Source organism: Pseudomonas sp. C9 (assembly GCF_002000165.1).
In the GTDB taxonomy this organism is placed as follows: Bacteria; Pseudomonadota; Gammaproteobacteria; order Pseudomonadales; family Pseudomonadaceae; genus Aquipseudomonas.
The window spans coordinates 5,310,964-5,323,696 of the sequence record NZ_MPAK01000001.1 but is presented as its reverse complement, the minus strand read 5'-3'; the positions used below and the strand labels follow the sequence as shown (position 1 = coordinate 5,323,696).

Genomic DNA, 12,733 nt, shown 5'->3' with positions numbered 1-12,733 from the left:
CACCGTGCCAGTCGCGATATTCAATTATTCCCTTGGTTTTCAGTCATCTATAAAGATTGAACTTCCGTTGCCCATGCAAATTGCAAGGAACCCGTCCTGTCAGCGGGTTTTATGCATTGCATTCGATCTACTTGCGTCGGTAACTCTTGTTACCGCTGGGCGTCAGGCAATACACCCCGCCTCTGGGCCCGGTGCAGAACGAACCGGTGCCGCAGGCGCAGCCATCGTCGCTCTGGATCAGCGTTTGCGGGCGGGCCTGACTCTGGCCGCCATACATCGCCGAGCAGCTTTTCTTAGAACCGCTGATGGAGCCGTCATTGCACAGAAACAGATCGCCATCGCAGCGGGCAATACCGCCTTTCTTTCCCGAACAAGGTGTATTGCCCGCCCAGGCAGACAGGCTGGCGAGGCACAACAGCAATACAATCAGCATCCCACTACGGCGAATCAACGAGTGCACAACGCAGCTTCCTGTTTAAGTTATGGCCGTATGATATCAATGTTCCGCAGTGGCCCCTGGTGCAACATGAAAGTTAATTTATTAAGTCACGCGTAATTCTGGGCAAAATGTTCCCCACTCCGTATTGAACCGATTATCAGGCCAGCCTTATGACCCGCATCTTGACCATCGAAGACGACGCCGTGACCGCCCGGGAAATTGTCGCCGAACTGAGCAGCCACGGCCTCGATGTCGATTGGGTCGACAACGGTCGTGAAGGCCTGGAGCGTGCCGTCAGTGGCGATTACGACTTGATCACGCTGGACCGCATGCTGCCGGAGCTCGATGGCCTGGCGATTGTCACCACGTTGCGGACCATGGGCGTGGCCACGCCAATCCTGATGATCAGCGCCCTCTCCGACGTCGATGAGCGCGTGCGTGGTTTGCGCGCCGGCGGTGACGATTACCTGACCAAACCGTTCGCCACCGATGAAATGGCCGCCCGGGTCGAAGTCCTGCTACGACGTCAGAACACCGTGACCGCCCAGGCCACCACCTTGAAAGTGGCCGACCTGGAACTCAACCTGATCAGCCACGAAGCCAGCCGCGCCGGCCTGCTGCTGACGCTGCTACCGACCGAATACAAATTGCTCGAATTCCTGATGCGCAACACCGGGCAGATCCTGTCGCGCATGATGATTTTCGAAGAAGTCTGGGGCTACCACTTCGACCCCGGCACCAACCTGATCGACGTGCACATCGGCCGTCTGCGCAAGAAAATCGACCCGCAAGGCCAGGTCCCACTGATTCGGACCGTGCGAGGCTCGGGTTATGTCATTGCCGAACCCGTCTAAAGGCTGGCGTTCCTCCAGCAGCCGTTTGCTGGCGCTCTACAGCTCGCTGTTCGTGATCTGGAGCGCGATCCTCATGGGTGTCATGTATTACGAGGTGTCCGCTTACCTGGACAATCTGGCCAAACACTCGCTGATGCAACGTCAGCATCTGTTTTCACGCTTTCAGGGCGAACAGCTGGTGGACGCCCTAGCCGTCAGCATGACCTTCGACATACGTGGCATCGACGCCTATGGCCTGTTCGACCACCAACATCGCTACCTCAGTGGTGCGCTGCACCATATCCCCGAAGACTTGCCGCTGGACGGCAAGATCCACATGCTCAGCGACTGCGCAGAGTCCGACGACCCGACCCTGCCCGCCGACAGTTGCGACGCCGTGGCGACCCAGACGCGTGACGGTCGCTGGCTGATTCTGGTGCGCGACAATGGTTCGTTGTTCGCTGTGACCCGGATCATCCTTCACGCGTTGTTCTGGGGTGTCACGCTGACCATTCTTCCGGGCATCGTCGGTTGGCAGGTGTTGCGCCGCCGACCGCTGCGGCGTATCCGCGCGATCCAGGCCAGCGCCGAAGCCATCGTTGCCGGCGATTTGACCCGGCGCCTGCCATTGTCCAATCGTCGTGACGAATTGGACATGCTCGCTGCCATCGTCAACGCCATGCTCGAACGCATCGAACGTTTGATGCACGAGGTCAAGGGTGTTTGCGACAACATCGCCCACGACCTGCGCACCCCGCTGACACGCCTGCGGGCCCAGTTGTACCGGATTCAACAGCAGGCTGAAGACGGCTCGACGCTGGCCGTGCAACTGGATTCCGTACTCGGTGAAGCCGACACCCTGATGGCGCGTTTTCGTGGGTTGCTGCGGATCTCCGAGCTGGAGGATCGCCAGCGTCGGTCGGGGTTCGTGCAACTCAATCCCGTGCCGTTGCTGCAAGAGCTGCACGACTTTTACCTGCCACTGGCGGAAGAAGGAGAACTGGTGTTCACACTGCAATTGCCGGCGACATTGCCCGCACTGCATGGCGATCGCGCGCTGTTGTTCGAAGCCGTGGCGAACCTGTTGAGCAACTCGATCAAATTCACACCGCCGGGTGGCGAGGTGATTTTGCGTGGGGTCAGCGAGGGCGGGTTTACGCGAATCGAAGTGCTCGATTCAGGGCCAGGGATTCCCGAGGCCGAGCGTGAGGCGGTGTTCCAGCGCTTCTATCGTGCTGAAGGCGGAAATCAGAAAAGCGGGTTTGGGTTGGGGTTGTCGATCGTCGCGGCGATTGCCAGCCTGCATGGCTTTGCGCTTGCAGTGGGTAACAGCGAACTCGGTGGCGCGCGGTTGGCGCTCGATTGCAAAAGCTCTGCACTGACACAACCGTTGTAGCAGCTCTGTAGCAGCTGCCGAGCCTGCGTTCGCTTGTAGCAGCTGTCGAGCCTGCGAGGCTGCGTCCGCTTGTAGCAGCTGTCGAGCCTGCGAGGCTGCGTCCGCTTGTAGCAGCTGTCGAGCCTGCGAGGCTGCGTCCGCTTGTAGCAGCTGTCGAGCCTGCGAGGCTGCGTTCGGCTGCGAAGCAGTCGTAAACCCTGCACACGCGGTCTATCTGAAACACCGCGTCATCTGATTCCCCGACTGCTTCGCAGCCGAACGCAGCCTCGCAGGCTCGGCAGCTGCTACAAGGTTAAGTCGTACTTCTAAGCGGAATAGTTGGCCCGCAAAGCGTCCAGTCCACCCTGATTAATCCCGGCAAACAACGCCACGACTTCTTCCTCACTCCCCCCACCGGCTCAAACCAAGCCGACCACGTCACCCGCGCCCCCTGCCCCTGCGCTTCAACGTTGATCGTCGCCAAATACTTCGTGGAAATGCTCTCTCAATCACTGGTTTTCAAATCGCCAGGCTATCGACGACACCGCCGTCGACCCGCAGCGCCGCGCCGGTGGTTGCCGAGGACAGTGGCGAAGCGATGTAGGCCACCAGGTTGGCGACTTCCTCGACATCTGCCACGCGCTGGATGATTGAGGTCGGCCGGGCCTTGCGCACAAACGCATCGGCTTCTTCGCGAACGCTGCGGCCGGAGGCGGCGGTGGCGTCCTTGAGCATCTGTTCCAGGCCATCGGTCAACGTCGGGCCGGGCAGGATCGCATTGACCGTGACGCCAGTGCCGGCCAGCCGTTTGGCCAGGCCATGAGACACCGCCAGGTTGGCGCTTTTGGTCACGCCATAATTGAGCATGTCGGCGGGGATCGCGATGCCGGATTCCGAGGACAGGAAAATCACCCGGCCCCAACCCTGCTTGACCATGTCTGGCACGTAATGCCGGGACAGGCGCACGCCAGAGATCACGTTGACCTCATAAAACCGCGTCCACTCGCTGTCTGGCGTGTCGAAGAAATCGACGTCGTTGAAGATCCCGAGATTGTTCACCAGGATGTCCGCGCGCGGTTCGGCAGCGAACAACACCTCGGCGCCTTCGGCGGTGCCCAGGTCGGCGGTGAGGCCACGCAACTGAGCCCCCGGCACACTCTGACGAATGCTCGCCAGCGCCTGCTCGACCTTGGCCGTCTCGCGGCCGATCACGACCACCGTGGCGCCGGACTCGGCCAGTGCCTTGCTGATGCCCAGGCCAATGCCGGCGGTGCTGCCGCTGACAATCGCGAGTTTTCCAGTCAGATCAATTTTCATGCTCAAACTCCTGTGATTGGTAATGGCGCGCGGTCGGCCACCCGTTTGGCCTCGCGCACCACCGGCCAAAATGCCCGAACTGTAAGGACCACCGACCACGATCTCGACGTTCTGTGCCAACGCGACGTCCATAAGACATTGAAGGCACGATCATGGCCCAGAAGAGTGTAGCGACCCGCCAGCAGGAAGCCGTCGGGTTGGGCATCGGTCAGATCAAGGGTCAGTTCGCAAGAGCCAAGGGCGGCTTAAGGCGAGAGGATCGTTCCCACGCTCTGCGTGGGAATGCCTAAAGGGGCGCTCCGCGTTCCAGCTTTAAAATGGGACGCGGAGCGTCCCGGGCTGCATTCCCACGCAGAGCGTGGGAACGATCTGTGCGTTAAGCATTTTGCGGGTCGACGTTATCCAGCATCCGGTTCACCGCCAGTTCACCCAACATGACGGAGTGTTGAATGCCCAGCAGAGTGTGGCGTTGCGGGCCGCTTAATTGCCCCGCGAAATCGCTCAACATGACACTGGCGGACGCCAACGTCTCACAGGCGTTCACCAGCAACGTTTCGTTATCGGTGTCGGGGCCGACGAAGTAGATGGTGCTGGGTTTACGTGGGGTGTCTTTGGGGATGACCGGTTTGAGGTAGTAATCGAGGGCGCGGTCGGCGGCGGTATTGAGTTTTTTGGAATCGGTGGATTCGTAGGGGGAAACGTCGTCGGTGACGGTTTCGGGTGGGTTGGGTGTGATCTTGAACACAGTGAAACTCCTTGATTGGCGGAGCCGCCACCGTTCGCGGTCAAACGATAAGGTGGCAGCTGTACGCGGGTTGACCGACCGGAAATCAAGGAATCCGGCACACCCGAAGGTGTCCCGCGCACAGCCACCGCAAAAAGCCTGACACTTTTCTTGGACACTGATACGCCTTGATCGAATCGGACGGTCAAATCCGGTCGCTGAATTGGCAGCGACCCGCAAACAGTAAAGTCCCGGCCCAAGGCGCACAAGCCGGCGGATTCTGGCGCAGTCGTAGGTAACGGCGCAAGGATGTGTAGCCTCGCAGAGTGTCTGGAGATGTGTGTTAAACATCGGCGTTTATTAGCGCGGTCAGGTTTGATGCTTTACTGAACAAACCCTCAAATCCCTGCGAGCCTCCCCATGAACCGCAACGACTTGCGCCGCGTGGACATGAACCTGTTGGTGATTTTCGAAACGCTGATGTTCGAGAAAAACCTGACCCGCGCCGCGGAGAAACTGTTCCTCGGCCAACCCGCCGTCAGCGCCTCGCTGGCCAAGTTGCGCGATCTGTTCGACGACCCGTTACTGGTGCGCAACGGCCGTTCCCTGGAACCCACCCCACGGGCGCTGGCGATTCTCAAGGAGTTACAGCCGGCAATGGACACCATTTCCGGCGCGGTCAGCCGCGCCAAGGATTTCGACCCGTCCACCAGCCGTGATGTGTTCCGCATCGGCTTATCCGACGACGCTGAGTTCGGCCTGTTTCCGCCGCTGCTCAAGCAAATTCGCGAAGAGGCGCAGAACGTTGTGGTGGTGGTGCGACGCGTGAATTTTCTGCTGATGTCGTCGATGCTCGCCAGCGGCGAGATTTCTGTCGGGATCAGTTACACCACGGAGTTGCCGGCCAACGCCAAGCGCAAAAAGTTGCGCGACCTGAGCGTGAAGATCCTGCGCGGCGATGACCGCCCGGGCCCGCTGACGCTGGATGAATTCTGCGAGCGCCCCCATGCATTGGTGTCGTTTTCCGGGGATTTGAGTGGGGCCATCGACAACGACCTGGCGCGTATCGGACGTTCACGGCGGGTCGTGCTGGCGGTGCCGCAATTCGCCGGTTTGCGCTCGTTGCTGGCCGGCACCGATATGCTCGCCTCGGTGCCGGATTATGCCGCGTGTGCATTGATCGAAGGCAGCAGCCAATTGCGGGCCGATGACCCGCCGTTCGACATCGTGTTGTCCGAGCTGTCCATGGTCTGGAACGGCGTCAACGATAACGATCCGGCAGAACGCTGGTTGCGCTCGAAAATTGCACAGCACATGTCGGCTCCACTGCCGGGGCATGCAGCGACTTGAAAGCGGTCGGCTGGGTCTCGCGCAGGTACACCGGCAAGTCCGTGACCGGCGGCATGGCCGGTATCTCGAAGTACATCTGGATCACCCAGCCACGGTGATAGCTGGCGTGGTTGACCACATGCATCAGCATCGCGCCGGCGCTCATGGTGCCGCTTTCGCCCGATACAAACGTAAATTCGAAGGGTTTATCCAGCGATGCATCGGTCTGGCGTTCGCTCCAGTCGCAGTACCAGTGATCGATCTCCCGTTGCGCCCTGCGCAGCTCGGCAAGGTCGGCATGCAACAGATCGTGTGAGGTTTTGAAACCGTGCCCTCGGCCTTCGAGGTGAGCCTGCCAGATGCAGTCCACGACGTAGATGTGGTTCAGGGTGCCGATCATGTTTTTGAATACCGACACTCGCTCTTTGCTGACCTCGCCCGCCGGCAATGCCGCCAGGCTGTCAAAGAGGCGCTGGTCGGCCCAGTTTTTGTAATCGGCAAGCATGCGGGCCGTGCGTACGTTGATCATCAGAGGTCTCCCATGGTGATGGGCGCACTGCAAAGCATAGCCCTGATGGCGGGCCGCATCACAAACGCTGATAACCGGCGCCTGCGCAAAGCAACTTCTGTAGCAACTGGCGAAGCCTGCGTCGGCCGGTCCGCGCTCGGGCGCAGTGGTCGCCAACTCACACACTGGGTTCCATCAGACAAATCGCACGTGCAGGATTTACGACTGCTGCGCAGCCGGACGCAGCCTCGCAGGCTCGGCAGCTGCTACACGATTGTGTAAGCAGTTAGATAAAGACAACTCACTGTCATTTAGCTGAACCACTAATTAAGTTTGTCGCTATTTCCACTCAATGCACTATTAATCGGGCATTTAAGGTTGACGTATCCAACGTCCCTGAGTAAATTGCCCGGGCCTTCGACGAAGGCCTTTTTTCAACTCACAAAAGAATCCAATGGACACAGTATCTAGTCGCTGTCGGGTTACTGCGAAACTGCAGAATCTGGCACACAACCCAGAAAATGACGGGACTCGACTTTTCGGTCGGGTGAGCTGCGCTAGAGCTTGATGCTCCACCGTAACTTGCCTCACCGGCGTCAGTCCGGTCCAGAGGCATGTTATGAACTTCAACACCACTGTAATGCCCGGCGTACGCGCCTTTGCTTTGACCATGCGGGTCAAGCCCTGCCGTGAGCGCACCACCGCAAACCGCGCCATTGCGCCCTATTGCGCACCTTCTTCCCAAGCCAAGGCACACCCGCGTGCCAACTGGCGCGTCTGCCCGATGACCGGTCGGCTCGTGCAGCGCTGGAACCTGGACGACAGCCAGGAACCACCGAGTCGGCGCTACGTGCGCCGCTCCCCCCGGCTGAATCCGAGCCTCGGGGCCCGCTCCGCCCATTGATTTGAAGGCACTTTAAAGTCCTTCTTCTAACGGTTTTCTTATCATGAAGACCGGCAGCTTCTTATTGCCTTTTAAAACTTTAGTTAATCGGAGTTAGTTATGGACGAAGCCAGTAGACGGTTCGCTGCCTATCACTTCCCTATTGATAGCCAGCGAACGTTAAAACAAAAAAACAACACTTCTGACATCGATCGCTTGTTTGCGGCTCGACATACGTTCGCTCGCCTCTAGTTCGGCGAGTTGGCTGTGTGTCGTGCCGCAAGACAGCGGCAGGAGCACACGCAATGACCACAGTAAAAACTCCGAAGACCCGCACCAAAGGTGCCAGCAACGACAACGCAAAGCTGTCGATGCGCGCTGCACGAGAAGCCCAGAACGGCCTGGCCGTCACCCTCGCCAACCTCAATGCAACCACTGACGGCCTGACCGAGCTGGAAGCCGAAGGGCGGCTGGCACGCGGGGGCTACAACGAAGTGGCCCACGACAAGCCGCCCCACGCCCTCCTCCAACTGCTCAAAGCCCTGAACAATCCCTTCATCTATGTATTGCTGACTCTGGCCGGCATCAGCTTTTTCACCGACTACTGGCTGCCAATCAGCCAGGGTGAAAGCGACGAAGCCGACCTGACCAAGGTCATTATCATCATGACCATGGTCACCTTGAGCAGCCTGTTGCGCTTCTGGCAGGAATACCGCTCCGCTAAATCCGCCGAAACCCTGAAAGCCATGGTACGCACCACCGCGACTGTGCTGCGGCGCGGGCAACGCGGCAGCCGTGCGACGCTGCGTGAAGTGCCGATGCGCGAGTTGGTGGCCGGCGACATTGTGCAACTCAGCGCCGGTGACATGATCCCGGCAGACATCCGCCTGATCGAATCACGCGACCTGTTCATCAGCCAGGCCGTGCTCACCGGTGAAGCCTTGCCGGTGGAGAAATACGACACGCTGGGCAACGTCGCGCAGAAATGCGCGACCGGCAACGCTGCCGATCAGTCGAACCTGCTGGACCTGCCGAACATCTGCTTCATGGGCACTAACGTGGTCAGCGGCACCGCCAAAGCCGTGGTGGTCGCGACCGGTTCGCGCACCTATTTCGGCTCGCTGGCCAAAGCCATTGTCGGTTCACGGGTACAAACGGCGTTCGACCGAGGGGTGAGCAGCGTCAGCTGGCTGCTGATCCGCTTCATGCTGGTGATGGTGCCGATCGTGTTCCTGCTCAACGGTTTTTCCAAGGGCGACTGGAGCGACGCGTTGCTGTTTGCATTGGCCGTCGCGGTCGGCCTGACCCCGGAAATGCTGCCGATGATTGTCAGCGCCAACCTGGCCAAAGGCGCCATGGCCATGGCCAAGCGCAAGGTGGTGGTCAAGCGCCTCAACGCGATCCAGAACCTCGGTTCAATGGACGTGCTGTGCACGGACAAGACCGGCACCCTGACCCAGGACAAGATCATCCTTGAGCACCACGTCGACAGCCATGGCCGGCGCGACGATGCGATCCTGGAACTGGCGTGGCTCAACAGCCATCACCAGAGCGGTCTGAAAAACCTGATGGACCAGGCGGTGGTGCAGTTCGCCAACAGCAACCCGAAGTTCCGTGTGCCATTCGCCTACAGCAAGGTCGATGAGTTGCCGTTCGACTTCGTCCGCCGGCGCCTGTCGATCGTCGTCAAGGACAGCCACGACGATCATTTGATGGTGTGCAAGGGTGCGGTCGAGGAGATGCTGAGCATTTCCAGCCACCTGCATGAAAACGGCGCGGTGGTCGCACTCGACGAACAACGTCGCAAAGACCTGTTGAGCCTGGCCAACGAATACAACGAGGACGGTTTCCGCGTATTGCTGGTCGCCACCCGCGAGATTCCCAAGGCGCAGAGCAAAAACCAGTACACCACTCAGGACGAACATGGTCTGGTGATTCGCGGCTTCCTGACCTTCCTCGATCCACCGAAGGAAACCGCTGGCCCGGCGATTGCGGCACTGCGGGACATGGGCGTGACCGTCAAGGTGCTGACCGGCGACAACGCCGTGGTGACGTGCAAGATCTGCCGCGAAGTCGGTCTGGAGCCTGGCACACCGCTGCTCGGTCACGACATCGAGACCATGGACGATACCACCCTCAAGTTGCGCGTCGAAGAACGCACGGTGTTTGCCAAGTTGACGCCGCTGCAAAAGTCGCGGGTGCTCAAGGCGCTGCAATCGAACGGTCACACCGTGGGCTTCCTCGGCGACGGCATCAACGATGCCCCTGCCCTGCGTGATGCCGATGTCGGTATTTCGGTGGACAGCGGCACTGACATCGCCAAGGAATCGGCCGACATCATTCTGTTGGAAAAGAGCCTGATGGTGCTCGAAGAAGGCGTGCTCAAAGGCCGCGAAACCTTCGGCAACATCATGAAGTACCTGAACATGACCGCCAGTTCCAACTTCGGCAACGTGTTCTCGGTGCTGGTGGCCAGTGCGTTCATTCCGTTCTTGCCGATGCTGTCGATTCATCTGCTGCTGCAAAACCTCATGTACGACATCTCTCAGTTGGCGCTGCCGTGGGACAAGATGGACAAGGAGTTCCTGAGCAAACCACGCAAGTGGGACGCGAAGAACATCGGCCGTTTCATGCTGTGGATCGGGCCGACCTCGTCGGTGTTCGACATCACCACGTTTGCGCTGATGTGGTACGTGTTCGCCGCCAATAGCGTGGAGATGCAGGGCCTGTTCCAGTCCGGCTGGTTCATCGAAGGGCTGCTGTCCCAGACGCTGGTGGTGCACATGTTGCGCACGCAGAAGATTCCGTTCTTCCAGAGCACGGCCGCATTGCCGGTGATCCTGATGACCGGACTGGTGATGGTACTGGGCATCTACATTCCGTTTTCGCCACTGGGCACGCTGGTCGGTTTGCAGCCGTTGCCATGGGCGTACTTCCCTTGGCTGGTGGGCACCTTGCTCAGCTACTGCGTCTTCGCGCAGGTCATGAAAACAATCTACATCCGCCGCTTCAAGCAGTGGTTCTGATCGCCTGAACACCCTGTAGTGAGAGGCCTTTCCCACAGGGATTGAACAGCACAATCCCTGTGGGAGCGGGCTTGCCCGTGATAGCGATTTGTCAGTCGACATCAATGTTGGCTGACCCGCCCTCATCGCGGGCAAGCCCGCTCCCACAGGTTTTCCGTTCAGGCCTTCAATAAATGAAACAGCAAAAAAGGGAGAGTCCTGATGTCGGGAACGACTCTACTGATCAACCTCGCAGGCGCCATCGCACTGTTACTGTGGGGCACTCACATGATTTCTTCGGCGTTGCTGCGTGGCTTTGGCTCGCCACTGCGCCAATGGCTGGGGCAAAACCTGAGCAACCGCTGGATGGCGTTGCTGTCGGGGATCGGCATCACCGGCCTTCTGCAAAGCAGCACCGCGGTCAGCCTGATGGCAACGTCGTTTACGGCGGCCGGCACCCTCGCGCTGGCCCCGGCGCTGGCGGTGATGCTGGGCGCCAATATCGGTTCGACCCTGGTGGTGCAACTGCTCAGCCTCGACGTGTCGATACTCACGCCACTGGCGTTGCTGACGGGGCTGATCGTTTTTCGCCTGCGCGATGACTCACGCTATGAAAGCGTCGGCTGTGCGCTGATCGGCCTGGGGCTGATGCTGCTGGCCCTGCACATGCTCGGCTCGACCCTGGCGCACGTCGAAAGCACGCCAGTCTTCCAAGTGATGATGCAAAGCCTCGACGGCGACGTGCTGATTGCCTTGCTGGTGGCGCTGATTCTCACCTGGTTCTGCCATTCAAGCGTCGCAGTGGTGTTGCTGATCGTCTCGCTGGCGGCGACCGGCATGCTGTCGGCCACCACGCTGGTAGCGTTGGTGATGGGTGTGAACATTGGAGGTGCGTTGCCGCCGGTAATCAACGCCGGATCGAGCGTCGGTCGACGCCTGCCGCTGGGCAATCTGCTCGTGCGGCTGCTGGGTGCGCTGGCGGTGTTGCCGTTTGCCGGTTTGCTGGCCGAGACGAATCTGAACCCGTCGACGCTGGTCGTGGTCGTGCACAGCGGTTTTAACGTGCTGCTGGCGCTGGTATTCATCGGCCTGACCGACGTACTCGCCAACGCCCTGACCCGGCTGCTGCCGGAACCGGTGCGGGATGTCGACCCCGGGATGCCGCACTACCTCGATGAAGCCGGCCTGGAAGTGGCCAACATCGGCCTGTCCAACGCCGCCCGCGAAGCGCTGCGCATGGCCGATATGTTCTCGGCGATGCTCGGGCGCCTGTTGCAGCTGTTCCACACATCGGCGCCGACCGGTGTCGACGAGGTGCGACGCATCGATCAATCCCTGGACCTGCTCAGTGCGGCGATTCGCGCCTACCTGGCCGACATCGGCAAAGAAGGCATCAGTGACGGCGACGCCGATCGCGCCCAGGAAATCCTGTTGTTCGTGATCAACCTCGAACACGCGGCGGACATTCTTTCCAGCAGCCTCGCGCAGTTGGCCATGCGCCGGGTGCGCCGTGGGGAACAGTTCACCGCATTCGAACTGTCCAGTATTGCCCCGTTGCACGATGCGTTGATGGAGAGTCTGAGCCTGGCGATCACCGTGTTTTTGCGCGAAGACATCACCACCGCGCATCAACTGATCAAGCGCAAGGACGCCGTGAGGCAACTCGAAGCACAGGCCAGCCGCGAGCACTTTCGCAATTTGCAGGAGGACAAAAACACCTGGGCCGAATCCGGCGACATCTTCCAGCGCGTGCTGCGCGATTACCGTCGCGTGCACCACCACATCGCCGCCCTCGCCTATCCGCTGCTCGAACGCGCCGGTGAGCGGGCCATCGAGAATAACGACTTGGCGAAGGACACCCCGACATGCGCCTGCTGATCTGCGCGGGGCGCCATTACGCCGACACCCGCCAGTGCCGACGGGTACTCGACGCCTTTCAACGCGTGCACCCCGTGCGTGTGTTGATTCATGGCGGCAACCAGCACCTGGGCGGTGTCATCGAAGAGTGGGCACGGGAACAGGGCATCGACATCGTGCGCTACCCGCCCAACTGGCAACGCCACGGCAAGTCCGCGGAACGCGTGCGCAACCGCTTCATGTTGCTCGACAGCCGAGCGGACGTGGTGATCGCCCTGCCCGGCGGCGAAGACACCGAAGAACTGATCATCCAGGCCGGTTTGGCAGGCCTGCAATCCTTATCGGTCGCTTCCTCGCTGTAGCAGCTGTCGAGCTTGCGAGGCTGCGTCCGGCGGCGCAGCCGTCGTAAACCCTGCGCACATTTTTTCCTGACACGCCGCATTCCCTGATTTCACGACGGCTG

Annotated in this window: 11 protein-coding genes and 2 pseudogenes; 7 read left to right on the top strand and 6 right to left on the bottom strand. The window is 60.1% G+C overall.

Annotated elements, in window-relative coordinates:
* Nucleotides 1-127 precede the first annotated feature (127 nt).
* Nucleotides 128-433 (bottom strand): hypothetical protein, encoded by a 306-nt coding sequence (locus BMS17_RS24945; protein ID WP_046031812.1) that lies wholly within the window; start codon nucleotides 431-433, stop codon nucleotides 128-130.
* Between the two features lie 176 nt (nucleotides 434-609).
* Between BMS17_RS24945 and BMS17_RS24940 the strand changes: the two genes are divergently transcribed.
* On the top strand, nucleotides 610-1,293 hold the full coding sequence (locus tag BMS17_RS24940; protein WP_077432004.1) for a response regulator transcription factor: 684 nt from the start codon (nucleotides 610-612) through the stop codon (nucleotides 1,291-1,293).
* Entirely contained in the window at nucleotides 1,271-2,668 is a 1,398-nt protein-coding gene (locus BMS17_RS24935; protein ID WP_077432003.1) for a HAMP domain-containing sensor histidine kinase, read from the top strand. Before BMS17_RS24940 ends, BMS17_RS24935 begins: the two co-directional genes overlap by 23 nt.
* A gap of 305 nt (nucleotides 2,669-2,973) precedes the next feature.
* On the opposite strand, the pseudogene BMS17_RS31100 reads toward BMS17_RS24935, so the two are convergent.
* The 4 genes and pseudogenes from BMS17_RS31100 to BMS17_RS24910 all read right to left on the bottom strand — a co-directional run.
* Nucleotides 2,974-3,143: pseudogene (locus tag BMS17_RS31100) on the bottom strand (SRPBCC family protein); the annotation flags it as partial.
* Nucleotides 3,144-3,166: 23 nt separating this feature from the next.
* A complete protein-coding gene (locus tag BMS17_RS24925) occupies nucleotides 3,167-3,964 on the bottom strand; it encodes an SDR family NAD(P)-dependent oxidoreductase (RefSeq protein WP_046031813.1) in 798 nt (265 codons plus the stop codon).
* 50 nt (nucleotides 3,965-4,014) lie between these two features.
* Nucleotides 4,015-4,194 (bottom strand): annotated as a pseudogene (locus BMS17_RS24920) (aldo/keto reductase); the annotation flags it as partial.
* A 146-nt stretch (nucleotides 4,195-4,340) separates the two neighbouring features.
* Entirely contained in the window at nucleotides 4,341-4,709 is a 369-nt protein-coding gene (locus tag BMS17_RS24910) for a DUF6124 family protein (RefSeq protein WP_077432001.1), read from the bottom strand.
* A 399-nt stretch (nucleotides 4,710-5,108) separates the two neighbouring features.
* Between BMS17_RS24910 and BMS17_RS24905 the strand changes: the two genes are divergently transcribed.
* Nucleotides 5,109-6,038: a LysR substrate-binding domain-containing protein gene (locus BMS17_RS24905; protein ID WP_046031460.1), complete on the top strand. Its 930-nt coding sequence runs from the start codon at nucleotides 5,109-5,111 to the stop codon at nucleotides 6,036-6,038.
* Here BMS17_RS24905 and BMS17_RS24900 read toward each other — a convergent pair.
* Nucleotides 5,950-6,546 carry a DinB family protein gene (locus tag BMS17_RS24900; protein WP_046031461.1) on the bottom strand — a complete coding sequence of 199 codons (597 nt, stop codon included), beginning with the start codon at nucleotides 6,544-6,546 and terminating at the stop codon, nucleotides 5,950-5,952. The genes BMS17_RS24905 and BMS17_RS24900 overlap by 89 nt on opposite strands.
* A 598-nt stretch (nucleotides 6,547-7,144) precedes the next feature.
* Here BMS17_RS24900 and BMS17_RS24895 point away from each other — a divergent pair.
* The 4 genes from BMS17_RS24895 to BMS17_RS24880 all read left to right on the top strand — a co-directional run bounded on the left by BMS17_RS24895 (nucleotide 7,145) and on the right by BMS17_RS24880 (nucleotide 12,632).
* Nucleotides 7,145-7,429, top strand: coding sequence for a hypothetical protein (locus tag BMS17_RS24895; protein ID WP_046031462.1), 285 nt, complete (start codon nucleotides 7,145-7,147; stop codon nucleotides 7,427-7,429).
* Between the two features lie 284 nt (nucleotides 7,430-7,713).
* Nucleotides 7,714-10,434 carry a magnesium-translocating P-type ATPase gene (gene mgtA, locus BMS17_RS24890; RefSeq protein ID WP_046031463.1) on the top strand — a complete coding sequence of 907 codons (2,721 nt, stop codon included), beginning with the start codon at nucleotides 7,714-7,716 and terminating at the stop codon, nucleotides 10,432-10,434.
* 201 nt (nucleotides 10,435-10,635) lie between these two features.
* Complete coding sequence (locus BMS17_RS24885) at nucleotides 10,636-12,291, top strand: Na/Pi cotransporter family protein (RefSeq protein WP_046031464.1); 1,656 nt, start codon at nucleotides 10,636-10,638, stop codon at nucleotides 12,289-12,291.
* Nucleotides 12,279-12,632 (top strand): DUF2493 domain-containing protein, encoded by a 354-nt coding sequence (locus BMS17_RS24880; RefSeq protein WP_046031465.1) that lies wholly within the window; start codon nucleotides 12,279-12,281, stop codon nucleotides 12,630-12,632. Before BMS17_RS24885 ends, BMS17_RS24880 begins: the two co-directional genes overlap by 13 nt.
* Nucleotides 12,633-12,733: the final 101 nt, after the last annotated feature.